18 protein-coding genes are annotated in these 23,503 nt (G+C 74.5%); 15 read left to right on the top strand and 3 right to left on the bottom strand.

Annotated elements, in window-relative coordinates; translation table 11 throughout:
- Positions 1-39: 39 nt before the first annotated feature.
- Both CS0771_RS19985 and CS0771_RS19990 read right to left on the bottom strand, forming a co-directional pair.
- The gene (locus tag CS0771_RS19985; RefSeq protein WP_212842392.1) at positions 40-705 is read right to left on the bottom strand and encodes a hypothetical protein; all 666 of its coding nucleotides are present in this window, start codon (positions 703-705) and stop codon (positions 40-42) included.
- On the bottom strand, positions 705-1,274 hold the full coding sequence (locus tag CS0771_RS19990) for an RNA polymerase sigma factor (protein WP_212842393.1): 570 nt from the start codon (positions 1,272-1,274) through the stop codon (positions 705-707). Before CS0771_RS19990 ends, CS0771_RS19985 begins: the two co-directional genes overlap by 1 nt.
- Before the next feature lie 75 nt (positions 1,275-1,349).
- On the opposite strand from CS0771_RS19990, the gene CS0771_RS19995 reads away from it, so the two are divergent.
- Positions 1,350-2,180, top strand: a complete 831-nt coding sequence (locus CS0771_RS19995; RefSeq protein WP_212842394.1) for an oxygenase MpaB family protein — start codon at positions 1,350-1,352, stop codon at positions 2,178-2,180.
- A gap of 113 nt (positions 2,181-2,293) precedes the next feature.
- Here CS0771_RS19995 and CS0771_RS20000 read toward each other — a convergent pair whose 3' ends face one another.
- The gene (locus CS0771_RS20000) at positions 2,294-2,764 is read right to left on the bottom strand and encodes a hypothetical protein (protein WP_212842395.1); all 471 of its coding nucleotides are present in this window, start codon (positions 2,762-2,764) and stop codon (positions 2,294-2,296) included.
- Between the two features lie 166 nt (positions 2,765-2,930).
- On the opposite strand from CS0771_RS20000, the gene CS0771_RS20005 reads away from it, so the two are divergent.
- The 14 genes from CS0771_RS20005 (at position 2,931) to CS0771_RS20070 (ending at position 23,496) form a co-directional block, all read left to right on the top strand.
- Entirely contained in the window at positions 2,931-3,899 is a 969-nt protein-coding gene (locus CS0771_RS20005; RefSeq protein WP_212842396.1) for an NAD(P)-dependent alcohol dehydrogenase, read from the top strand.
- Between the two features lie 110 nt (positions 3,900-4,009).
- Positions 4,010-4,516 (top strand): hypothetical protein, encoded by a 507-nt coding sequence (locus CS0771_RS20010; protein WP_212842397.1) that lies wholly within the window; start codon positions 4,010-4,012, stop codon positions 4,514-4,516.
- Positions 4,516-5,889: a hypothetical protein gene (locus CS0771_RS20015; RefSeq protein WP_212842398.1), complete on the top strand. Its 1,374-nt coding sequence runs from the start codon at positions 4,516-4,518 to the stop codon at positions 5,887-5,889. The genes CS0771_RS20010 and CS0771_RS20015 overlap by 1 nt, the downstream gene beginning before the upstream one ends.
- Positions 5,886-7,283 carry a VWA domain-containing protein gene (locus CS0771_RS20020; RefSeq protein ID WP_212842399.1) on the top strand — a complete coding sequence of 466 codons (1,398 nt, stop codon included), beginning with the start codon at positions 5,886-5,888 and terminating at the stop codon, positions 7,281-7,283. The genes CS0771_RS20015 and CS0771_RS20020 overlap by 4 nt, the downstream gene beginning before the upstream one ends.
- 13 nt (positions 7,284-7,296) lie before the next feature.
- The gene (locus tag CS0771_RS20025; protein WP_212842400.1) at positions 7,297-8,409 is read left to right on the top strand and encodes an AAA family ATPase; all 1,113 of its coding nucleotides are present in this window, start codon (positions 7,297-7,299) and stop codon (positions 8,407-8,409) included.
- Positions 8,406-11,213 carry a DUF5682 family protein gene (locus tag CS0771_RS20030; RefSeq protein WP_212842401.1) on the top strand — a complete coding sequence of 936 codons (2,808 nt, stop codon included), beginning with the start codon at positions 8,406-8,408 and terminating at the stop codon, positions 11,211-11,213. The genes CS0771_RS20025 and CS0771_RS20030 overlap by 4 nt, the downstream gene beginning before the upstream one ends.
- Positions 11,214-11,683: 470 nt before the next feature.
- Positions 11,684-12,847, top strand: coding sequence for a cytochrome P450 (locus CS0771_RS20035; protein ID WP_244870905.1), 1,164 nt, complete (start codon positions 11,684-11,686; stop codon positions 12,845-12,847).
- Positions 12,837-14,411: an AMP-binding protein gene (locus CS0771_RS20040; protein ID WP_212842403.1), complete on the top strand. Its 1,575-nt coding sequence runs from the start codon at positions 12,837-12,839 to the stop codon at positions 14,409-14,411. Before CS0771_RS20035 ends, CS0771_RS20040 begins: the two co-directional genes overlap by 11 nt.
- Positions 14,412-14,534: 123 nt before the next feature.
- Positions 14,535-14,906, top strand: a complete 372-nt coding sequence (panD, locus tag CS0771_RS20045) for an aspartate 1-decarboxylase (protein WP_212842404.1) — start codon at positions 14,535-14,537, stop codon at positions 14,904-14,906.
- A gap of 3 nt (positions 14,907-14,909) precedes the next feature.
- Positions 14,910-15,983: a potassium transporter TrkA gene (locus CS0771_RS20050; RefSeq protein ID WP_212842405.1), complete on the top strand. Its 1,074-nt coding sequence runs from the start codon at positions 14,910-14,912 to the stop codon at positions 15,981-15,983.
- Between the two features lie 35 nt (positions 15,984-16,018).
- The gene (locus CS0771_RS20055) at positions 16,019-17,389 is read left to right on the top strand and encodes a DUF6002 family protein (RefSeq protein WP_212842406.1); all 1,371 of its coding nucleotides are present in this window, start codon (positions 16,019-16,021) and stop codon (positions 17,387-17,389) included.
- Positions 17,386-19,347 carry a non-ribosomal peptide synthetase gene (locus tag CS0771_RS20060; RefSeq protein WP_212842407.1) on the top strand — a complete coding sequence of 654 codons (1,962 nt, stop codon included), beginning with the start codon at positions 17,386-17,388 and terminating at the stop codon, positions 19,345-19,347. The genes CS0771_RS20055 and CS0771_RS20060 overlap by 4 nt, the downstream gene beginning before the upstream one ends.
- A complete protein-coding gene (locus CS0771_RS20065) occupies positions 19,344-21,185 on the top strand; it encodes a polyketide synthase (RefSeq protein WP_212842408.1) in 1,842 nt (613 codons plus the stop codon). The genes CS0771_RS20060 and CS0771_RS20065 overlap by 4 nt, the downstream gene beginning before the upstream one ends.
- Positions 21,178-23,496 (top strand): lantibiotic dehydratase, encoded by a 2,319-nt coding sequence (locus CS0771_RS20070; RefSeq protein ID WP_244870906.1) that lies wholly within the window; start codon positions 21,178-21,180, stop codon positions 23,494-23,496. Before CS0771_RS20065 ends, CS0771_RS20070 begins: the two co-directional genes overlap by 8 nt.
- Positions 23,497-23,503: the final 7 nt, after the last annotated feature.

Consider the following 23,503-nt stretch of genomic DNA (forward strand, 5'->3'; position numbering starts at 1 on the left):
CGCCCCCGCCGACGTCCGGCAGCAGCCGTGCGGCCCTGGTCAGCGTCCCGGGCCCGGAACCGGTTCCGCCACGCAGGACGGCACCGCGGTCACCACGGCGGGCCACACCAGGGTGGTGCGATCCGCGTCACGGCGGATGGTGTATCCGAGCACGAGCGTGTCCCCGGCCGGGATCTTCCACGGCTGGATCAGGATGACGACCTGCTCGCCGCGCGGCTCGTAGCGGACCGGCATCCGCGCGAACAGCGCCTCCCGCTGCTCCGGCGTGGGGTCGGGCGGCAGCTGGAACGCCGGGTCGACGGCGGGCGGCACCGGGCAGTGCTCGGCGGGCACCATGGCCAGCACGATCACCGGTGTGCCGGTCCGGGCCAGCTCGGCGTTCAGCTTCGCCGGATCGGTGAGCTGCGGCGCGCGGATGGTCACGCTGACCGAACCGTCGGAGTGCCGGTCGACGGTGTACGCGGTGGCCGGTTCCCCGGCGGACCAGGGCTGGACGACCGCGAGCGCCCCGGCGGCCAGCACCGCGGCTGCGCCGATCGCCAGGCGGGGCAGGAGGCGGCGCGGCCGGGCGGGCACGGTGCGGTCCGCGGTGGCCAGCACCCGGTCGAGCATGGCGCGGGCGTACGGGTCGTGCGGGTCGGGTGGCGCGACGGCCGGGTCGGCGGCGCGCAGCCGGTGCAGGCTGCGCTCGGTGAGGTCGTTCATCAGCGGGTACTCCCTTCGGGAAGGATCGTCGGCAGTGGACCGCGCCGGGCGGTGGAGAGGTCGGCTCCCTCGGCCGCCCGCAGGCGGGCCGCGAAGCGGCGGCGGGCACGGTGCAGGCGGACCTTGAGCGCGGTGCGGCTGCAGCCCAGCACCAGCGCGGCCTCGGCCACGTCCAGCCCGTCCCACGCGGTCAGCCGCAGCACCTCCTGGTCGGCGGGGGACAGCGCGGCCAGCGCCGCCCGCACCCGCAGGTGCTCGCCGACCTGCCCGGCGTGGTCCTCGGTGACGGCGTGCCCGGCACCGCCCGCCTTCGCGACGAGGCGGTCCCGGCGTTCGCGGGAGCGCAGCTCGTTGGCGATGACGTGCCGTGCCACGCCGTACAGCCAGGCCCGGGGGTGCGTCTCGGGCACCTCGGCGAGCCTGCGCCAGGCGATGAGGAACGTGCCGGAGACCACGTCCCCGGCCGTGTCCGGTCCCACCCGGCGGGAGGCGAACCGCGTCAGTTCCGCGTAGTGCGCGTCGAACAGCGCCTCGAAGCGCGCGCGTGCGGCCGCGTCGTCTGATTCCATACCCGGGAATGTCCGGCACGGCCGACGCGGTTACCACCCGCCGTGGAGGTTTTCCGGACGGGGAGGAGCCGCACCATGTCGCAGCAGCCGGTGCCGCTCGCCGAGCACCACGCGGTGTACCGGCGGGTCGCGTTGCGGGAACTGGGCCCGGACATGCGCATCGGCCTGAACCTGGCGTTCTACCGCACGTTCGCGATCCCGCGGATCGCCCGCCTGCTGGCCGACACGGGCGAGATGACCGAGCGGACCGGCAAGCGCGCCGACGACACCGGCCTGATGCTGTACGAGCTGATCCACCACGGCCCGGCGCACCCGCGCGGCCGCCACGTCATCGCGGCCCTCAACCGCATCCACCGGGTGTACGACATCACCCCGGACGAGTACCGCTACGTGCTCGGCACGCTGATCTTCATCCCCGTGCGCTGGGTGAACCGGCACGGCCCGCGCCGGCTGCGACCCGAGGAGCGGGACGCGGCGTTCCACTTCTGGAGCGAAGTCGGCCGCCTGATGAACATCCGCGACCTGCCGCCGACGTGGGCGGAGTTCGAGGCCTGGTTCGACGGGTTCGAGCGCGCCGAGCTGGGCCACGACCCGGCCGCGACGGCGCTCATCGGCGCGACCCGGCATCTGCTGGCGGCGAAGTTCCCCCGGCCGCTGCGCCGGTTCGCGGGCGCGTTCGGCGACGCGCTGCTCGACGAGGACCTGCGCCGGGCGCTGGGCGTGCCCCGGCCGGGCCCGGCGGTGCGGGTCACGGTCGCGGTGATGCTGCGGCTCAGCGCGGTGACGCGGCGGTTCCGGAAGCCGAGGGACTTCTTCGTGCCCGGCCAGCCGTCCCGCCACTACCCCGAAGGCTACGCACTGGAGCAGCTCGGCCCCGATCCGCTGCGCCCGGTCCCGCGCCGCTGAGCTGCCGCTTCAGTGTCTGCGCGGTTTCGGAGACACCGGCCACGCACCCGAGCCCAACCGGCCGGTCCGGCGAATAGCAGCGCACGGGGCTCACGGGATGTCGGGCGCGGGCCTCAGCTCGGCGGCGGGAGTGTGGCGGGCACCGGGATCGAGGTCGTCGAGGCCGGGATCGCGAGGGACACCAGGACCGCCACTGCCCAGGCCGCGAGCGCGCCCCAGCTCAGCAGCGATCGCTGCTCGCCGCCGCCGGACTCGGCGAACTCCGCCACGAGCCCCCAGACGCTGAGCAGCAGGGCCAGCCCGGCCAGCATCCCGGCGGGCAGCCGGCGGCCGTGCCGCCACACGGCGTGCCCGGCGTAGGCGAGGGCCGTCGCGACGGCGGCCACCAGCAGCAGGGCCACGACCACGGCGGCGAACGCGCTGCCGCTCACGCTCGCGTCACCCCGGCCGAAGGCGTCGCCGGACACGAGCGCGACCGCGACCAGCACCATCAGCACGGCGGCTCCGGCCGCGCACAGCCAGGCCGCGAGGAAACGGGGGGTGGGCGGTCGCCCGGCGTGCGACGCCCCCGAAGCATCGGACATGGCCGGAGAATAGCAGCCCTTCTCGACATCCATCGATCCCGTTGCGACGGGCACCTAGGGGGCGGGTTCAGGGTTCACGCCGATGCGGGGCAGCGGGCCCGCCGCCTAGCGTGAGGCATCGGCCGATGTCGCCCGATGCCGTTGCCGCCGCAGGGATGGGGTCGTCATGCGAGCAGTCGTGCACACCGAGTTCGGGGCGCCTGACGTGCTCCGGCTTACCGAAGTGGACACTCCCACGCCCGGCGAGCGCGACGTGCTGATCCGGGTCGTCGCGACCACGGTCACCTCGGCCGAGTGCGCGATGCGCCGGGGGGAGCCGCGCTGGGGGCGGGTGATCATCGGCTTCACCCGGCCGCGCCGCCGGCTGCGTACGCTCGGCACGGAGCTGGCCGGGGAGGTGGTCGCGGTGGGCGCGCGGGTGACCCGGTTCCGGCCCGGCGACCGGGTGTTCGGCTTCACCGGTTTCGGCCTGGGCGCGTACGCCGACTACAACGTGATGCCGGAGCGCGGCTCGCTGGCGGCCATGCCCGCGAACATCGGTTACGGGCAGGCCGCCGCCGCCGTGGACGGCGCCACGACCGCACTGTTCTTCCTCCGCGACAAGGCGAGACTCCAGCCGGGTCAGCGGGTGCTGGTCATCGGCGCGTCCGGCAGCATCGGCACCTACGCGGTGCAGCTGGCGAAACACCTCGGCGCGCACGTGACCGGCGTCTGCGGCACCCGCAACCTGGAGCTGGTCGCGTCCCTCGGGGCGGACCAGGTGATCGACTACACGGCCGAGGACTTCACCACCCGGCCCGAGACCTACGACGTCGTGTTCGACACCTTGGGCCGCAGCACGTTCGCGAAATGCCGCCCGGTGCTCACCCCGCGCGGCTGCTACCTGCCGACGACCGGCCTGCACCACGTGCCGCTGTCCTGGTGGACGGCGCTGCGCGGCGGCCCGCGCGTGGTCACCGGCATGTCGGTGTCCAAGAACGAGGCGCTGGTCTACGTCCGCGACCTGATCGAGCAGGACCGGCTGCGCATCGTCATCGACCGCACCTACCCGCTGGAGCAGATCGCCGAGGCGCATCGCTACGTCGACTCCGGCCACAAGACCGGCAACGTCGTCGTCACGGTCGCGGACGAGTGAGCCCCGGTTCGCGGCGGCGAATGGAAATTGTCGTGCGCCGACGGTAGTTTCACCGCGCCGCCGCAGCCGCTCTGGCCGGTGGAAACCACCGTCAAGGGAGGTGTACGCGGGTGAATGCTGCCCAGACGCCGCCGTGGGAGCAGCGCAGCACCGCGCGGGTGCTGTCGCCGGCCAGGCCGCGCAAGCTGGCGAAGGTGCCGTTCGTCGAGCTGGCCGACGGCCGGCTACAGGGTGTCGTGTCGAGCGGCTCGGACATCGAGCGGGTGTACGTGTCGTCGCTGACCGCCAAGGACCACTCGTTCCACTGCAGCACCAACAACAACCGCCCCTGCGGCGGCATCCGCTCCGGCGGCTGCAACCACCTGCGGGCGCTGGCCGACGAGGCGGTGCTGCAGTACGGCGTCGCGCGGGTGGCCCGCTACCTGCGCGCCGACGTGGCCGAGAGCGCCACGACGGGCGGTGAGGTGCTCAGCGCGGTGAACGCGTGGCACCAGCCGTCGGCGGGCGCGCCGGTGTTCAGCCGCTTCCTGCGCCACCTGGCCTACCTGGAGCTGCCGGCGCCGACCGAGCCGCTGGTGGAGCTGCAGTGGTTCCCGGCGGGCGGGGCGGTGCGCTGATGCGGTTCGACATGCTGGCCGCGCCGGTGGACGGCGTCGCCGAGGCGTACGACGTGGTGGGCGGGTTCGACGAGGTGCTGGTGCAGGGCCTGCTGCGGCCCGGCACCGAGCAGGTGGCGGCGCTGCAGGCGCTGGCCGGGGCGGTGTCGGTGACGCCGCTGGCGGGCCGGACGGCCGAGGCGGTGGAGAAGACGATCGCCGGGTCGATCGCCGAGGAGCACGTGGCGGCGCTGGTCGCGGCCCGTTCGGCGCTGCTCGGCGCGGCCCATGACGCGCTGCTGGCGCGGCTCGACGAGGCGGCGGGACGTGCCCGCGAGCCGTGGCCGGGTGCCGCCGGGGGCGCCGCGGCGGGGGAGAACCTGCTGGCCGCGGCCCGGTCGTGGCTGTCCGATCTGGCCATCGCGGGCTGGCGCGGCATCGACCACGACTTGGTGTCGCACGCCGACCAGGCGGTGGCGGCGCTGCTGGCCGAGCCTCGGCTGCGGCGGCTCGGCGGGCTGCTCGACGGGTTCGCCGGTGAGCTGCGGGCCTGGTGCCCGGGGGCGACCATGCCCCGGGTGCCGGTGCGGCGCTGGGCCGACCTGTGGGCGCGGGCGGTGCTGCTGGCCCAGCCGGGCGCGCTCGCGCCGGTGCCGGTGGGCACGGTGTCGGGGCGGCTGCTGCCGCTCGGCGTCGACCTGCACGAGCACCCGACGGCGGTGCAGGCGCAGGTGCACGCGGTGCTGGAGACCGCCGACGGGCCCCGGCTGGTGCGGGCGAGCGTGTCCGCGCCGAAGGTGGACACGCTGGTCGGGCTGGGCGTGTGGCAGCTGCTGCGCGGCCACAGCGCCCTGCTGGGGGCGTACTCCGAGCAGCGGGCCATGGAGCTGACCGACATGCCGGTCACCGCGGGCGGGGACCTGATCTGGTCCGACGCGTGTGCCAAGGCGGGGGAGCCCGCGGAGTCGTTCGCCACCGCGCGGGTGCTGCTCGCGGCGGCGACGGCCGCGCCGGTCCCGCCGCTGGAGCGGCACCCGGTGCGGCTGGCCGAGCCGGTGCTGGTCGAGGGGTACGCCGCCGCGGCGCAGGACGACGCCGTCACGCTCACCCTGCCCGGCCTCACCATCGAGGTGGACCGGCTGCACAGCGCCGGTCCGCTCACCCCGGCGCTGGTCGCCGCTTCTACGGCGTGCGTCGGGCTGCTGCGCTGGGACGGCCGCTGGCTGCTCCAGCCGCTGGTGGTCGAGGCGCCGGTCAAGCGCAAGACCGTCGCGGTGCACGCGGGCGCGTGGGCGGGCGGGGCGAGCGACGCCGCCGGGGCCAAGGCCGAGGCGGCCGCCGCCGACGCGGTGAAGGTGCTGCGCGAACGCGCGGGAAGGCTGCTGCGCAGATGACCGTGGACGCGGACTTCAACCGCCGCCAGGTGCTCTACTGGCGGCTCATCGCCCGGCTGTTCAGTCGCGAGGAGCAGGCCGCCCTGGAGTCGGCGAGCCTCGCCGTCGTCGAGGACCTCGGCCTGCCCGCCGCGCTGCTCGACCCGTCGGTCTCGGTCGACAACATCGTCCAGCGCTTCCCCGATCTGGCCAAGGAGTTCGAGGGCCTGATGGTGCCGTCGGCCGACGGCACCCAGCCCGTCACGAGCGCGGCGGCTCCGCCGGGAGCGGCTGAGAGCGACGGCGAAGCGGCTGCCGACGGGCGTGACTCGGCAGCGGAGGTGCGGCGGGCCGCGCTGGCGGCGAAGGTGCTGCTCAACGTGTTCGACACCGGGTCGGGCTCGGTGTCGGCGACGCAGCTGGCCAAGTGGCAGGCCGACGCGGGCTGGCTGGAGCGGGCGCTCGGGCAGGAGCCGGGCAGCCTGCGCCGCCAGGGCGGCGGCGGATCGGGCGGTGAGGGCGCCGGGATGGGCGGCACGCTCGGCGAGCTGGAGGGCGACCTGATCAGCCGGATGCAGCTGCGCGAGGTGCTGGCCGATCCGAAGCTGGCCGCGCAGCTCACGCCGAGCATGTCGCTGATCGAGCAGCTGCTGCGGGACAAGTCGAACCTGTCCGGCGTCGCGCTGGCCAACGCCAAGGCGCTGATCCGGCGCTTCGTCGAGGAGGTGGCGGCGGTGCTGCGTACCCAGGTGGAGCGCACGGCGGTGGGGACGATCGACCGCAGCGTGCCGCCGAAGCGGGTGTTCCGCAATCTGGATCTGGACCGCACCATCTGGAAGAACCTGACCAACTGGAGCCCGGACGACCAGAAGCTCTACGTCGACCGGCTGTTCTACCGGCACACGGCCAGCAGGACGACGCCGTCGCGGCTGATCGTGGTGGTGGACCAGTCCGGCTCCATGCTCGACTCGATGGTCAACTGCACCATCCTGGCCTCGATCTTCACGGGCCTGCCGAAGGTGGACGTGCACCTGATCGCGTACGACACCAAGGCGATCGACCTGACGCCGTGGGTGCACGACCCGTTCGAGGTGCTGCTGCGCACGAAGCTCGGCGGCGGCAACGACGGCCCGGTGGCGATGGCCATGGCCCGTCCCAAGATCGCCGAGCCGAAGAACACCGCCATGGTATGGATCTCGGACTTCTACGAGTTCGACCGCTCCCAGCCGCTGTACGACAGCATCGTCGCGGTGCACCGGTCCGGGGTGCGCTTCATCCCGGTCGGCTCGGTGACCAGCTCCGGCCAGGGCATCGTCAACCCGTGGTTCCGCCAGCGGTTCAAGGACCTCGGCACGCCCGTGATCTCGGGCCACATCAAGAAGCTCGTTTTCGAACTCAAGAACTTCCTCGCCTAGGAGAACTCCCGCTATGTCTGACATGCTGCGCGCCCCCGCCGAAGTGAAGTACGCCGAGGAGCTGGACTGGCTGGAGTCGGTCGACGACGGCCCGAAGCCGTTCTCGTGGCGGCTCAGCCCGAAGATGGTCCGCCTGTTCGTGCTCGGCTCCGAGCGCGCCGACGGGCTGAACCGTGAGATCAGCCAGAAGTGGTTCGGTGACCGCAGTTTCGTCGAACGGGCCATCGTGACCCTGGCCTCGGACCGGGGCCTGCTGCTCATCGGCGACCCCGGGACCGGCAAGAGCTGGCTGGCCGAGCTGCTGTCCGCGGCGATCTGCCGCAACTCGACGCTGGTCGTGCAGGGCACCGCCGGCACCACCGAGGACCACATCAAGTACTCGTGGAACGTGTCGGCGGTCATCGCCAACGGCCAGTCCCGGGCCTCGATGATCCCGTCGCCGATCATGACGGCGATGGAGCGGGGCGTGATCGGCCGGTTCGAGGAGCTGACCCGCTCCACCAGCGACGTGCAGGACGCGCTGATCTCGATCCTGTCCGAGAAGTACGTGTCCATCCCGGAGCTGGACGACGACAACATCGTCTTCGCCAAGCCCGGCTTCTCGATCATCGCCACCGCGAACAGCCGCGACCGGGGCGTCAACGACCTGTCCTCGGCGCTCAAGCGCCGGTTCAACTTCGTGCGCATCCCCGTGGTGACCAACAAGAAGAGCGAGGCGGAGATCGTCCGCTTCCGCACCGGCGAGCTGCTGCGCCGCCACCAGATCGAGCTGGAGGTGCCGCCGACGCTGCTGGACATCCTGCTGCAGAGCTTCGCCGACCTGCGCGCCGCCGCCGCGTCGGCGGGCAGCGACGAGGAGAAGCTGGAGTCGGCGCTGTCCACCGCCGAGCAGATCGGCGTGCTGGAGGACGCGATCCTGCACAGCAACTTCTTCGGCGACCGGGCGCTGCGCGCGCAGACCCTGGCCGGTTCGCTGGTCGGCTCGCTGGCCCGGCGCGCGCCGGAGGACCTGGCCATCCTCAACAAGTACTGGCACGGCGTGGTCGAGCCGCGCAGCAAGGCCGAGGGCGGGCTGTGGCCGGAGTTCCTCGAGGGCGGCCGCGACGCGATCAAGACCCTGTCGTGACCACGCCCACCTTCGACGCGCTGCGCGGGCAGCTGCTCGACGCCGCCGCGGCGCTGGCCGACGGTCCGGACGCGCTGGCGGGAATCCTGTCCGGCATCGTGGACGACGTCGACCGGGCGCTGCGCGAGCGCATGGAGATCTTCCCGGTGTGCCACCACTCGCCCGCGTCCGCGCTGGCGATGGCCCGGCGGCTGCGCGAGAAGCAGCCCAAGGTGATCTACATGGAGCTGTGCGAGGACATGCTCCCGCTGCTCACCGAGCTGCGCAACTGCCGGCTGCCGGTGGCGGTGCAGGCGTTCGCGTCCGAGCTGGACGGCTTTCCGCAGGACTGGGCGCCGCTGTCGGTGGTCGCCCCGATCACCGAGGCGTCGGCCGAATACCAGGCGATCGCGTACGCGCTGGACACGCCCGGGGTCGAGCTGGTGCTGGTGGACCGGTCGACCGACCACGTGTTCCAGTGGCAGCCGCGCACGGACAAGGCGGCCGCCCCTTCGGAGGGTGAGGAGCTGCCCGAGGCCGCGCCGGAGGACGCCGACCTGCACGGCGACGCGGTCGGCGTGGAGATGGGCGACCTGCGGCCCCGCTTCGCCGAGCTGGAGCAGCATCTGCTGCACCACGGCAAGGTCCGGCACTGGTCGGAGTGGTGGGACCAGTACGTCGAGCAGCCGCTCGGCGACGCCGACTACGACACGTACCGGCAGGTCATGGTCCTGATCGGCAGCCTGTTCCGGCGGCTGGCGCCCGGGGTGCGGGACCGGGTCGCCTCCGACGAGGAGCGCGAGCGCTACATGTGGACCCGGATGCGGCAGCACCTCGCCGCCACCGGGGCGGACGCCGGGGACTGCCTCTACGTCTGCGGCGCGTTCCACGCGGCGAGCCGGGTGGACGAGTTCGGCCTCGACGGCGCGGACACGTACGAGATCAGCCCGCGTACCGCCACGAAGTGGCACTACGGGCTCATCCCGTCCAGCCACTCGGCGATCGAGGCGCAGTTCGGGCTGGCCTCGGGCTCGGTGTCGATCGCCGCCGCCGCGTTCGGGAAGTCGCTGACCCGCACCGGCGTCGTGCCGTTCCGGCTGGAGGGCCAGCAGGGTTCGGGCGCCGCGCCGAAGAAGAAGGCCAAGGCGGCCACGGCGGTCGTGTCGCCGGTGTCGCGGCAGGTCGCCGACCGGCTGTCCGGGTTCCTGGCCCGGCCGCCGGTGCTGGACACGCTCGACGAGGACGAGCTGCTCGGCTGGTCGGTGGAGATCGTGCGGCTGGCCCGGCGCAACGGCTACCTGGCCAGCACCGCCGACGCCATCGCCGTGTTCGAGACGTCGATCCTGCTCGCGGGCATGCGCAACCGGGCCCGGCCCACGCCGTACGACTTCCAGGACGCGGCGGTCACCTGCATCGAGAAGGAGTCCGTGCCCGGCCGGCGCGACGTGCGGCGGCTCTGCGAGATCATGCTCGGCGGCGACCGGATCGGCCAGGTCGGCTACGACTCGCTGCCGCCGCTGGCCCGCGACGTGCACGACCGGCTCACCCCGCTCGGGCTGAAGCTGGAGCAGCGCGGCGTGCAGCGGGCGCTGCTCGACATCGCCGCCCGGCCGGAGCTGGGCCGCTGCTCGGACGTGCTGTGGATGCTGCGCTACCTGCTGCCGCAGGCCGCCGTACGCCCGATCATGGGCGAGCGGCGGCTCGGCGAGACGGCCATCCAGGAGTCCTGGGACCTGGCGCTCGGCACCCACCAGCGGGAGCTGATCGAGCTCGGGTACGAGGGCATCACCGTCGAACAGGTCCTGGAACAGCGGCTGCGCCGCTCGGTGTGGGGGCCGCAGGCCACCGCCTCGGTCGCGCTGCGCGCGGTCGAGGACGCCACCCTCTACCTGCGCAGCCGCCGCTTCGCCGACGAGCTGGGCGCCCGCGCGGTGGACCTGCTGGCCGCCGAGCGCACCGTCGACGACGCCCCGGAGGTGCTGCGGCGCGCTCGGCGCCTGCTCGCGCACTACCGGGCCACCGAGCCGGTGCTGCCGGCCTGGCTGGAGTCGTTCGTCAAGGCCGGGTACGCGCACTACTGCACGCTGCTGCCGAACGCCTTCGTGGAGGAGGAGACGGGCACCCGGCAGGTCGCCGCGATGCTGGGCTTCCTGTTCAGCATGGAGAGCCTGGCGCTGTCGCTGGGCTGCGACCGTACGCAGCTGGAGCTGGCGGTGGCGCAGTCGCACCCGACCACGCCCGCCAAGACCGCGCTGCTGTGGGCGGCCCAGCACCAGCTCGGCCGCCTCACCCGGGCCGAGCTGCGCGAACGCTGCGCGCAGCTGCTGGCCAACCCGCTGGTGCTGCCCGCCTACCCGCAGTATCTGAGCGGGTTCGTGCAGGCGCTCGAACCGGTCCCGGCGCTGGCCGGGTTCGTCGTCGAGGCGATCTCGGAGGCGTTCGCGAAGCTGCCCGACCCGGTGCTGCTGCCGTGGCTGCCGACGCTGATCACCACACTGCGCAAGGAGGGCGGCGACCACGTCGGCCTGCTCGTCCGCGAGGCGGGCCGGATCTTCCCGGCGGGCCTCACGGCCCTCGACGCGTGGACCCCGCCCTGGTCCGCGCAGGCGGCCGAACCCGTCGCCGGTGCGCCACGAGCCGCGGCAGGTCCGGTGACGGCGCTGCTCACGGCCCACCCCGAGCCGACCGACGCACTGGCCGCGCTGCTCGGCTGTTCCGGCCCGTGGCAGCAGCCCGACCCCGAGCCGGGCACCGGCCCAGTCCACGACCTGCTACGCCGCCACCCCGACACGGCCGCCGCCCTCGCTACGGTCGGCGCCCGGTAGGGCAGTGGGTCCACCGGCTTACAACTTCTGGGTTGTAGCTACAACCCAGAAGTTGTAAGCCGCCGCCCTCACCACGGCCGGCACTCGGGAGACGGCAGTAGTGCCGGCCGGTGGCAACTTCAGCCCGGGTGTCCCCACCCCGCCCACCCGCACAGCCGGTCGCCGGACCCGCCCGCGCCCGCGCCCGCGCCGAGATCATCGAACTTGCCCGGCACATGGGCGAATGGGTGACCAAGATTCGCCCATGTGCCGGGCAAGTCGGACGATCATGGTGGGCGACGACCGCGGGGCGCGGGTGCGGGAGTCGTCTATCTGTCGCGGGGGCGGGCTCGGGGGTGGGCGACGCTGCGGGCTGCGGAATCCGTTGCGGGAGAGGGCATTCGTACGGAAAGTGTGGCTCCTCGGGGGAGGCGCGTTGTGGTAGGACTGTGCTCATGGATCTCAATGAACTCCTCTCCGAGGAGGGACGCGTGGATCCACCAGCCCTCTACGCCCGCCTGCACCGTGCCGGCGCCGCCGTGGCGGTGGATGGTGGCGCGCGGGGCTTCGCCGTGGCGGTGCACGGCTTCGAGGCGGTCGCCCAGGTGCTCAAGGACGGGCGCTTCCACCAGCTCGACGCGGCCTACCTGGACCTGCACACGCCGCAGTGGCGGCGCCACCCGGCGCTGCGCGTGCTGCGCGACTCGATGTTCTTCACCGACGGCCCGGCCCACGACCGGGTCCGGCAGATGATCGGCCGGGTGTTCACCGCGCGGCGGGTGGCGCGGCTGGAGCATGCCGTGACCGGGCTGACCCACCGCCTGCTCGACCGCATGGAGCAGCTGTCCGCCGACGGGCCGGTCGAGTTCATGGGCGAGTTCGCGTACCTGCTGCCCAGCAGCGTGATGGCGGAGCTGCTCGGGGTGCCGCAGGACGATCTGGCCTGGTTCCGGCCGCGGGTGCTCGCGATCGGCGCGATCCTGGAGCTGGACGGGGCGACCTGGCGCAACATGGCCCGCGCCGACACCGCCGCGCGCGAGCTGACCGCGTACTTCACCGAGCTGGTCGCGCAGCGGCGCGCGGAGCCGCGGGACGACCTGATCAGCCTGCTGGCCGCCGAGGACCTCAGCGAGGACGCGCTGATCGGCAACCTGATCACGACGTTCAACGCGGGTTTCGTGACGACCACGCACCTGCTCGGCAACGGGCTGACCATGCTGCTGGAGCGCCCGGAGCTGGCCGCGGCGCTGTCCGGGGAGAACGTGGCGTCCTACGTGGAGGAGATGCTGCGCTTCGAGCCGCCGGTGCAGATCCTGGTGCGCTACGCGCCGGAGGACGCCGAGATCGAGGGCGTGCCCGTGCCCGCGGGGCAGGCGGTGCTCGCCATGGTCGGCGCGGCCAACCGTGATCCGGCGCGCTTCGCCGACCCGGACGCGTTCGACCCGGGCCGGGCCGACGCGGGCTCGCTCAGCTTCGGGTTCGGGCCGCACTACTGCATGGGCGCGGCGCTGTCCCGGCTGGAGGGGCAGGTCGCGTTCCCCGCGCTGCTGGCGCGGTTCCCGAAGCTGGCGCTGGTCGAGCCGTCCGGCGGCGCGCCCAAGCCGCTGATCCTGCGCGGCCACGACACCCTCGCCGTCGCGTGCCATGGCGGCTGAGGACAACTACGTCCGGCGGGGACTGACCCTGTTCGCGGGCCAGGGCGAGGCCGAGGCGATCGTGCACGGGGACCGGCGGATCACGTACGCCGAGCTGAGCGCGGGGGTGCTCGGGGTGGCCGGGGCGCTGCTGCGGCACAGGGTGCGGCCGGGCGCCGCGATCGCGGTGCTCGCCGGCAACCGGCCGGAGGCGGTGTACGTGCAGCTCGCCCTGCATCTGCTGGGCTGCCGGTCGGTGTGGGTGGCGCCGAACGCCCCGCCCGCGCTGTGTGCCGAGTACCTCGCGCTGGCCGAGGTCGACGGGTTCGTCTACGACCCGCGTACCCATGCGGCGCCTGGGCTGGCCCTTGCCCGGCACCTGCCGCACCTGCCTGTCTGGTGTCTCGGCGCGGACGGGGATGGACCGGATCTGACCGCGCCGGTCGGCGCCTGGCCGCTGCCGGAGACGAAGATATCGGCGGGGACGGAGGCCGAGCCGCAGTCGCTGTTCCAGACCGGCGGCACCACCGGGCGGCCCAAGCTGGTGCACCACCGGCACGACTTCTTCCGCAATGTGCTGGAGGCCGCGGGACGGCAGCGCGACTCGGGCGGCCCACGGCTGCGGCAGCTCGCCGTCGCCGGGTTCTGGCACTCCAGCCAGCAGGCGTCCGGGCTGATCACGCTGTTCAGCGGCGGGCTGCTGGTGCAGCACGACGCGTTCGACGCGGGGCGGTTCCTGGAGACGGTGCAGCGGGAGCGGATCACGGTGGCGACGCTGCCGCCGCCGATGCTCTACCAGGTGCTGGACCACCCGGACCTGCCCGGCACGGACACCTCCAGCCTGACCATGCTGTCCTGCGCGGGCAGCGCGGTCGCGCCGTCGCGGCTGGCCGAGGCGATGGACCGGTTCGGGCCGGTGCTGCTGGTCGCGTACGGGATGAGCGAGGCGACGCTGATCGCGGCATACCCGACCGCATCGCACGATCCGGCGCACCCGGAACGGCTGGCCTCGTGCGGGCAGCCGGTCGGCACGTCCCGGGTCGAGATCCGCGACGACGGCGGCAGGCCGGTGCCGCCCGGCGAGGTGGGTGAGGTGTGGGCCTCGGCCCGCCTGATGACCTCCGGGTACTGGGGCCAGCCCGAACTGACCGCGAGCACCCTGGTCGACGGGTGGCTGCGCACGGGCGACCTCGGCTACCTGGACGACGGCGGCTACCTCTACCTGGTGGACCGGGCCAAGGACATGATCGTAACCGGGTTGACCTCGTCGAACGTGTACTCCCGTACGGTCGAGGACGTGCTCGCCGCACATCCGGCGGTGCAGGAGGCCGCCGTGATCGGGGTGCCGGACGAGCGGCTGGGCGAGGCGGTGCACGCCGTGGTGCGGCTGCGCCCCGGCGCGCGGGCCGAAGCCGACGAATTGCGGCAATGGTGCACGGAGCGGCTCAATGACCTGTGGGCGCCGTTATCGGTGGAGTTCGTGTCACGCCTTCCGCTGACCGGGCTCGGCAAGGTCGACAAGAAGGCGCTGCGGGCTGTGCATGCTGCTGGCAGGGGTTCTGCGCGGGGCCGTGGCGCGGTCTGACGCATGTGAGACAAGCTCTTAAAGATCGCTGTATCCCCATGTAAGAATCGCTTGCGCGAAGGGGCATGGCCTTCGCCGTCGTGTCCCATTCAGACGGTCGTCATCCCGGAGGCTCTGCTCCACATGTTCCGCACAATGCTCAAGTCCAAGGTTCACCGTGCCACCGTCACCCAGGCCGAGCTGCACTACGTGGGCTCGCTGACCCTGGACCCCGACCTGATGGACGCCGCCGACCTGCTGCCCGGCGAGCTGATCCACGTCCTCGACGTCACCAACGGCGCGCGCCTGGAGACGTACGTCATCGAGGGCGAGCGCGGCAGCGGCGTGGTGTGCATCAACGGTGCCGCCGCGCATCTGGTCAACCCCGGTGACCTGGTCATCATCGCCGCGTACGCCATCATGTCCGACGACGAGGCCCGCGACTGCAAGCCGAAGGTGGTCTTCGTCGACGAGGCCAACCGCATCGCCGCGGTGCACAGCGATCCCGCCGTCTGAGCCATGACCTCCCCGCACCACGTCGCCGTCGTCGGCAGCGGCAGCCTGGCCGCCTCGATCTGCCGCTCGCTGGCGGTGCTCGCCCCGCCCGGCGCGGCCCCGCTCCGGGTCACCGTGTCGGCCCGCAACGCGCAGGCCGTGGACGCGATCGTCCGCGACTGCCGGGTGCGGGCCGCCGTGGCCGGCACCGCCGTCACGTTCACCGGGCAGGCGCTCGGCGAAGACCTCGCCGCCCCCGTCCGGCTGCGCCCGGACCTGCTGGTGTGCTGCGCGTCCGCGCACTCGCCGTACGAGAAGGCGCTCCGGCCCTCGGCCTGGACGCACCTGCTCGGGCGGGCCGGGTTCGGGGTGACGCTGCCGCTGCAGGCGGTGCTGGCGGTGCGGCTGGCGCGGGCCGTCGCGGCCGAGAGCCCGCAGACCAGGCTGGTCAACGGCTGCTTCCCGGACGCGGTGAACCCGCTGCTGGCCGCGCTGGGCCTGCCGGTCCTGTGCGGGATCGGCAACGTGGCCACCCTGGCCGCGTGTCTGCAGGCGGCGCTCGGGCTGCCCGACCAGCGGCGGCTGGCCGTGCTCGGGCACCACGCCCAGCTCGACGCCCCGGACGGGCCGGACGGCGAGGTTCGGGCCTGGTGCGACGGCGTGCCGGTGCCCGGCGTGACCGAGCTGCTGGCGCCCTACCGCGCGCTGCCGCGCCCCGACCTCAACGCGCTGGCGGGGCACGCCGCCGCCAGCCTGCTGACCGACCTGCTGTCCGGCGCGGAGTGCCACGCCAGCGTGCCGGGGCCGCTGGGGCTGCCCGGCGGCTACCCGGTGCGCATCTCCGGCGGGGCGCTCGCCCCGAACCTGCCGGGCCTGACCCTGCCGGAGGCGGTCGCGTGGAACCACCACGCCGGGCGCCGGGACGGCATCGAGATCGCCGACGGGCGGGTGCGGCACCTGCCGCAGGCCGCCGCGGTCCTGGCGCCGCACCTGCCGGAGTTCGCGCAGGGCTGGGACGCCGCCGCGTACGACGAGGTGCACGACCACCTGCGCGCCCTGCGCCGGCGGCTGCGGGCCACGAGCCCGGCCGCCGTCTGACCTCACCCCTTCCACCGAACCCAGGAGGAGCCCCGGTGCTCACCACAGCCACCGCTCCGGTCACCCGGAACCTCATCGTCGACTACTACGACGTGATCTCGTCCGCCGTCGCGCGGATCGGCGCGGGACCCGGCGACGCCGCCGGCACCCCGGGCTTCGCGCCCGGGTTCGACCTGCCCGAGCTGTCCGCCGACGTGCGGCAGTTCTTCGCCGTGGCCACCGCCACCTGGCGCGAGCTGGGCGCGTACGGCGGTCACGAGCTGCGGTTCATGGACCTGACCGGCAACCCCGGCACGCACACCACCAAGACGTTCCCGTCCATGCTGATCGTGGCGCGGGCGGTGGAGCACATCCGGCGCACCGGCGAGCGCGTCTGCATCTTCACCCCCACCTCGGCGAACAAGGGCATCGCGCTGCGCGACGCGGTCGGCCGGGCCGTCGCGGCGGGCCTGGTCACCCCCGACCAGCTGCGCGTGGTCGTGCTCGCGCCCGGCTCGACGCGGCACAAGTTCCGCCACGACCCGCTGGCCGCCGACCCGGCGCTGCGCGCGGCGAACCCGCTGCTGCGCTTCACCGGCGACGAGCCGGAGGGGGTCAAGGCGCTGGGCCGGGCCTTCGTGGACGCGTACGCGCGGGAGGCGTACGACAAGCACGGCACCGCGCTGTGGTTCTCCCTGGCGCTGCCGAACTACCTGGTCGCCGACGCGGCGCGGGCCGCGTTCGAGCTGGACGCCGCCCCGGCCACGGCCGCCGCGCCGCGCTGGCACGCGCACGCCGTGTCCAGCGCGTTCGGGCTGCTCGGCTACAACCTGGGCCGCGACGTGCTGGAGGACTCCGGCCGCGCCGACGGCTCGCCGCGTCCCGGCTTCCTGCTGGTGCAGCACCTGGGCACCCCCGACATGGTGCTCAGCCTGCGGCACGGCACGTTCTCCCGGGACCGGCTGCCGGCGTACCGCCGCGACGCCGCCGGGGTGTGGCGCCAGGACGCCGACCCGCACTTCCCGGCCGTCACCGACGACCCGGACGAGGTGCTCGACCCGACCTTCTACACCCACCGCCCGGTGACCTCCCCGGCGATGAACGACCTGATCGGACGGTACGGCGGCGACGGCGTCACGGTGTCGCGGCGCGAGTGCCTGGAGCGCTACCCGATGCTGCGGGAGCGGCTGCGCGGCACGCCGTGCGAGCTGCCCGCCGACCCGGCGGACCTGCGCGAGTGGTCCATCGTGATGGCGCTGACCGGCGTGCTCAACGCGATCGACCGCGGCCTGGTGCCGACCGGGCAGGAGCTGGTCGTGCACGGTTCCGGCTGCTACCGCGGCGACGACTACACCGTGTGCGAGCCGGACGCCGAGGTGTCCACGGTGGAGGAGATCGCGGCTGCGGTGCTCGGCGGCGGCAGATGACGATCGATCTCGCGGCGCTGCACGGCGGCCCGCGCACCGAGCCGCTGGGCTGGACGGTCGCGGCCGACACCCTCTGCACCGCGTTCGCCGCGCAGGTGGCGCGCCATCCGGAGCGGTCCGCGGTGCTCGCCGACGACGGCGAGCTGACCTACCGGCAGCTCGGCTCGGCCGTGGCGGCGACCGCCGCGGCGGTCCGGGACGCGGTCGGCGACGCGCCTGCGGGTGGCGGCCGGGCGGCGCTGCTGTGCCGGCACGGCGCGACCACGATCACGGGGCTGCTCGCCGCACTGGCCGGCGGGCGGGCGTACGTGCCGCTGGAGCCGAGCTTCCCGGCCGAGCGGCTGGCGCACATCCTGGCCGACAGCGACCCGGACGTGCTGCTGGTCGACGCCGCGCACGCGGAATGGGCCCGCGAGCTGGCCACGGCGGCGGGGCGGCCCGGCCTGACCGTGGTCCACATCGGCCTGCCGTCCCCGGACCCGGACCTGCACGAGGTGCTCGTCGGGCTGGCGAGCGGCGCGGCCGCGGACGACCCGGCGTACCTGCTCTACACCTCCGGCTCGACCGGGGAGCCCAAGGGCGTGGTGCAGAGCCACCGCAACGTGCTGTTCGGGGTGGCCAATCACGTGCGCAACTTCGCGCTCCGGCCCGACGACCGCACCAGCGTGCTCACCTCGTTCGGGTACGACATGGCGGTCACCGACATGTTCAGCGCCGTGCTGTCGGGCGCGGCGGCGGTGCCGTCGGACATCCGTACGCACGGCCTGGCCCACCTGGCGCGGACCCTGGCCCGGCACCGGGTGACGGTCTACCACTCCACCCCCACCGTGTACCGCTACCTGCTGGCGAGCCTGGGGCCGGACGGGCGGCTGCCCGCCGTGCGCGCGGTCCTGCTGGGCGGCGAGGAGGTCACCCGGCACGACGTGGAGCTGGCCCGGCGGCACTTCGCGCCCGGCGCGGTCTTCGTCAACGGGTACGGCACCACGGAGATCAGCTTCGCGGCGCAGTACCACATCGGACCGGACGCGGAGCTGGACCACGCGGTGGTGCCGGTCGGGCGGCCGCTGCCCGGCATCGAGGTGGTGCTGGTCGGCACGGGCGGCGATCGTGCGGAGGACACCGGCGAGGTCGTGGTCCGGTGCGCGCACGTCGCGCTCGGTTACCACGGGCTGCCGGAGCTGACCTCGGCGCGCTTCGGGGAGTTCGAGGGGGTGCGGGCGTACCGGACCGGCGACATCGCGCGGCGGCTGCCGGACGGCCGCCTGGTCTTCCTCGGCCGCGCCGACCGCATGGTGAAGATCCGCGGCTACCGGGTGGAGCTGGGCGAGGTCGAGTCGCGCCTGGCCGCGCTGCCCGGGGTGGGCCACGCCGCCGTCGTGGCGAGGGACAGCGGCGAGGGCTCCGGCCCGCGCACCAAGGAGATCATCGCGTACGCCGTTCCGGCGCGCGACGCGTCCGTGGACCCGGCCGCGCTGCGCGCCGCCCTGGCCCGGCTGCTGCCCGACTACATGCTGCCCAGGACCGTCGTCCTGGTCGACGCGCTGCCCATGGGACCGACGGGCAAACTGGACGTGCGGGCGCTGCCCGAGCCGCCCGTCCCCGTCCCCGTCGCCGGGGACGGGTCGCCGCCGGTCGGGCGCGACGCGCTGGAGGAGCGGATCGCCGCGGTGTGGTGCGCGGCGCTGGGCGTCGAGTCCGTGCCGCGTGCGGTCTCGTTCTTCGAGCTGGGCGGGCACTCGCTGCTGATGGCGCTGGTGCAGGAGCGGCTCGCGGAGGCGCTGGGGCAGCGGATCCCGCTCGTGCAGCTGGTGGAGCACTCGACGGTGGCCGGGCTGGCCGCGTTCCTGCAGGCCGGGCCGCCCGCGGCGGAGGCTGCGCCGAACGTGGCCGCCGACCGGATGCGGCGGCGTCGCGAGGCCCGCCAGCGGACCGCCGTGCCCGTGGAGGCGCGCTCGTGAGCGACGACGACCTGATCGCCGTCGTCGGCATGGCCTGCCGGGTGCCCGGCGCGGCCGACACCGCGACACTGTGGCGCAACCTGTGCGACGGGGTGGACGCGATCCGCCGGTTCACCCCGGAGGAGCTGGCCGAGGCCGGTCTGCCCACGGATGACGGCACGTTCGTGCCCGCGTTCGGTCACCTCGACGGGCTGGCGGACTTCGACGCCGCCCTGTTCGGGTACACCGGCGCCGAGGCGGCGCTGCTCGACCCGCAGCACCGGATCTTCCTGGAGCTGGCCTGGTGGGCGCTGGAGGACGCGGCGCTCGACCCCGACCGCGCGCAGGCGCAGATCGGCGTCTTCGCCGGCTGCGGCGCCGACCGCTACCTGCGGCATCACCTGCTCGGCAACCCGGCCGTGCGGGCGGCCGGGCCGCTGCCCGACGACTGGGACGACGCGCTGGCCGGCGGCAGCTGCGACTACCTGCCCACCCGCGTCGCGTACGCGCTGGGCCTGACCGGCCCGGCCGTCGCGGTGCAGACGGCGTGCTCGTCGTCGCTGGTGGCGGTGTGCCAGGCGGCGCAGAGCCTGCTCGACTACCGCTGTGACGTGGCGATCGCGGGCGGTGCGGCCGTCGCCTCGACGGTGCAGCGCGGCTACCGGCACCGGCCCGGCGGCACCTGGTCGTCCGACGGCGTGTGCCGCCCGTACGACGCCGACGCGACCGGCCAGGTGTTCGGCAACGGCGGCGGCGCGGTGGTGCTCAAACGCCTGGCCGACGCCGTCGCCGACGGCGACCACGTGTACGGCGTGCTCGCCGGCTGGGCGGTCGGCAACGACGGGGCCGCCCGGGGCGGGTTCACCGTGCCGGGCGTGGCGGGGCAGGCGGCCGTGGTGGCCGAGGCCCTGGCCGCGGCGGGCTGGGACGCCGCCGACGTGGGCTTCGTGGAGGGCCACGGCAGCGGCACCGCGCTCGGCGACGCGATCGAGATCGAGGCGCTGACCAGGGCGTTCCGCGCCTCCACGAGCCGGTCGGGCTACTGCGTGCTCGGCTCGGCGAAGGGCAACCTCGGCAACCTCGACGCCGCCGCCGGAGTGATCGGCCTGATCAAGGCGACCCTGGCCGTGCGCGACGGGATCATCCCGCCGACCCTGCACTTCAAGCAGCCGCACCCCGACGTCGACCTGGCGGCGACCCCCTTCACCGTCGAGACCGCCGCGCGACCGTGGGACGGGCCGCGCCGGGCCGGGGTCAGCTCGTTCGGCCTCGGCGGCACCAACGCCCACGTGCTCGTCCAGCAGGCCCCTGCTCCGGCGGGCCACATCCCAGAAGGTGTGGCCACACCTTCTGGGATGTGGCCCGCCGAACGACATGCCGCCCGGGGCGCCGCGCCCTGGCTGCTGCTACCGCTGAGCGCGGGTGTTCCGCAGGCGCTGTCGCAGCTGGCGGAGCGGCTTGGCGACGTGATGATCCCCGGCTCCGCCCTCGGGCAGGTTCGGTCGCCCGACACCGGGACCCGTGGCGGGGGCGCCGAACCGGGCGGCCTGGCGGACGCCGAACCGGGCGGCCTGGCGGACGTGGCGTACACCCTGGCGAACGGACGCCGCCGCCTGCCGCACCGGGCGGCGGTGCTGTGCCGGAACGTGGCAGAGGCTCGTCAAGGGCTGGCCGAGGTCGCGGCCGGTGGGCCGGGCGCGGTTCCGGACGGTGTGCCCGAGGAGGTCCGGCGGCTGCAGGACACGTGGCTGGGCGGCGGGGACGTGCCCGGCGGCAGCGGGCGCAAGGTGCCGTTGCCGGGATATCCGTTCCAGCGGCGGCGGCACTGGATCGAGCCGGTGGCAGGTCGCCGTGGCTGAGCCCGACGCCCTGGTGCCGCTGGGGGAGACCGGCTGGCGCGTATGGCGGTCCGCGGTGCTGCGCGCTCCCGGGTTCGCCGCGTCCGGCCTGGACCTGCTGGCCGCGCCGGACTGCGCCAAGCACGCCGACGCGTTCCTGGCCGGTGACCTGGACCGGGACGGGTTCGAGGCCGCGTTCGCGGCGGCCACCGCCCGGTCCAGCCGGCAGCTGGCCGCGATCGCCGCCGATCCGCTGTTCCGCGAGGCGGTGACCTGGCAGAGCCTGCACTCGGTGGAGGCCCTGGACGGGCTGGCCCGCACCGGCCCGGACACGGCCCGCAACTCCCGGCACCGGCAGCGCGAGATCGTGATCACCCGGTACTGGCAGCGCTACTGCGCCAAGAACGACACCATCGGCTTCTTCGGCCCGGTCTGCTGGGCGGCGCTGTCCGACGGCGGCCCGGCCGCCACGGTGCACGCCGGGCCCGCGCTGACCCGGGCGCGGGAGGTGGACCTGGAGTGGCGGGCGCTCACCGCGTACGCCGAGCGGCTCGCCGAAGACGCCCGCTACCACCCGTGGCTGCCGGTGTCCCGGCGGCCCGACCTGGCGCTCGACGGCGACGACCTGCGGCAGCCGGGCCTGCCGCCGCAACGGCTCGCTCCGGCGACGGCGGCGCTGCTCGCCGCGTGCGACGGGCGGGCCGCGCGGGAGGTGGCCGCCGCCGTGCTGGCCGACCCGCGCACCGGGTTCCGCAAGGAGGCGGACGCGTTCCTGGCATTGGCGCAGCTGGCCGAGCAGGGCCTGGTGCGGCGGGGCGTCGACCTGCCGCTGACCGTCGCCGCCGAGGACGTGCTGCTGCGCAGCCTGGCCGCCCTGGGCGAGCCGGAGCTGCGGGACGAGGCGCTGGCGGGGCTGTCCCGGCTGCTCGCGGCGCGCGACGGGCTGGCCCGCGCGGCGGGGGACGCCGACGCGGTCCGCGTGGCGACGCTCCGGCTGCGCGACGAGTTCGCCGCGACCACCGGCGGCGCGGCGGTGCACCGGCCCGGGGCCACGTACGTCGGGCGCGGCCTGGCCTACGAGGAGACCGTCCGGGATCTCGACGTGACGCTCGGCGGGCCGGTGCTCGACCTGCTCGCCGAGACGCTGGTCCCGCTGCTGACGGCCGCGCGCTGGCTGACCGCCGCGATGGCCGCCGCGTTCGAGTCCGCGCTGCGGGAGCTGCACGCCGAGGCCGGTGGCGGCCCGGTGCCGCTCGGCGACGTCTGGGATGCCGCGCTCGGCGTGATCTTCGGCGCCGGGCCGGTCGCCGACGTGATCGACGACTTCTCCGCACGCTGGGCCCGCGTGCTCCGGCTGGAGGACGCAGGCGGATGGCACGCCGTCGGCGCCGTCGGCCGGATCGAGCTGGACCCGGCCGAGGTCGCCGAGGCCGTCGCGCGGGAGTTTCCGGCGGCGGCCCCCGGGTGGCGGGCGGCCCGGCTGCACAGCCCGGACCTGCACCTGAGCGCGGCGAGCGTGGCGGAGCTGGCGGCGGGCGAGTTCACGGCGGTGCTCGGCGAACTGCACGTCGCGTGGCTCACCTGCGACAACGGCATCTTCACCCGGTTCCACCCGGAGCCGGGGGCGCTGCGTGCCGCGGTGCACCGGGATCTGGGCGACCGCGTCGTGCCGCTGTATCCGCAGGACTTCCCCGAGTTCACCGCGCGGATGGCGTTCACGCTCAACGGGCCGGACGACGTACGGCTCGCGTACACGCCCGCGCCGGTGCCGCCCGGGGCGCAGGTGCTGCCGACGGCTGCCGTGACGGTGTCCGTCGTGGACGGTGAGCTGGTCGGGCAGGCCGCGGACGGGCGCTCGTGGCCGCTGGTGGAGCTGTTCGGCTCGTTCCTGTCCGCGCGGTCGGTCAACGCGTGCAAGCTGGCGGACGCGCGCCCGTACACCCCGCGCGTCGCCGTCGGCCGGCTGGTCGTGCACCGGGAGACGTGGCGCACCACGGTCGGCGACTGCGGCGTGGACGCGCCCCGGTCCGGCGAGGCCGAGCGCTACCTGGCGGTCCGCCGCTGGCGGGAGCGGCTCGGCCTGCCCGAACGGGTGTTCGTCAAGGTGGGCACGGAGATCAAGCCGTGCTACGTGGACTTCACCGGCCCCGCGTACGTGGCCGCGTTCGTGGCGCTGGTGCGCGCCGCGGCGCGGGACGGCGGGCCGGACGTGCCGCTGACCGTCTCGGAGCTGCTGCCCGCGCCGGAGCAGGCGTGGGTGCCCGACGGCGCGGGCCGGCGCTACCTCAGCGAGCTGCGGATGACCGTACGCGACCCGGCACCCGCCCGATGACCAGGAG

Source organism: Catellatospora sp. IY07-71, assembly GCF_018326265.1.
Lineage (GTDB): Bacteria > Actinomycetota > Actinomycetes > Mycobacteriales > Micromonosporaceae > Catellatospora.

What these genes read in the sequence shown, in the direction of transcription:
- CS0771_RS19985 (WP_212842392.1), bottom strand. Translation starts at nt 705, where the DNA reads ATGAACGACCTCACCGAGCGCAGCCTGCACCGGCTGCGCGCCGCCGAC.
- CS0771_RS19990 (WP_212842393.1), bottom strand. Translation starts at nt 1,274, where the DNA reads ATGGAATCAGACGACGCGGCCGCACGCGCGCGCTTCGAGGCGCTGTTC.
- CS0771_RS19995 (WP_212842394.1), top strand. Translation starts at nt 1,350, where the DNA reads ATGTCGCAGCAGCCGGTGCCGCTCGCCGAGCACCACGCGGTGTACCGG.
- CS0771_RS20000 (WP_212842395.1), bottom strand. Translation starts at nt 2,764, where the DNA reads ATGTCCGATGCTTCGGGGGCGTCGCACGCCGGGCGACCGCCCACCCCC.
- CS0771_RS20005 (WP_212842396.1), top strand. Translation starts at nt 2,931, where the DNA reads ATGCGAGCAGTCGTGCACACCGAGTTCGGGGCGCCTGACGTGCTCCGG.
- CS0771_RS20015 (WP_212842398.1), top strand. Translation starts at nt 4,516, where the DNA reads ATGCGGTTCGACATGCTGGCCGCGCCGGTGGACGGCGTCGCCGAGGCG.
- CS0771_RS20020 (WP_212842399.1), top strand. Translation starts at nt 5,886, where the DNA reads ATGACCGTGGACGCGGACTTCAACCGCCGCCAGGTGCTCTACTGGCGG.
- CS0771_RS20025 (WP_212842400.1), top strand. Translation starts at nt 7,297, where the DNA reads ATGTCTGACATGCTGCGCGCCCCCGCCGAAGTGAAGTACGCCGAGGAG.
- CS0771_RS20040 (WP_212842403.1), top strand. Translation starts at nt 12,837, where the DNA reads ATGGCGGCTGAGGACAACTACGTCCGGCGGGGACTGACCCTGTTCGCG.
- panD (WP_212842404.1), top strand. Translation starts at nt 14,535, where the DNA reads ATGTTCCGCACAATGCTCAAGTCCAAGGTTCACCGTGCCACCGTCACC.
- CS0771_RS20050 (WP_212842405.1), top strand. Translation starts at nt 14,910, where the DNA reads ATGACCTCCCCGCACCACGTCGCCGTCGTCGGCAGCGGCAGCCTGGCC.
- CS0771_RS20060 (WP_212842407.1), top strand. Translation starts at nt 17,386, where the DNA reads ATGACGATCGATCTCGCGGCGCTGCACGGCGGCCCGCGCACCGAGCCG.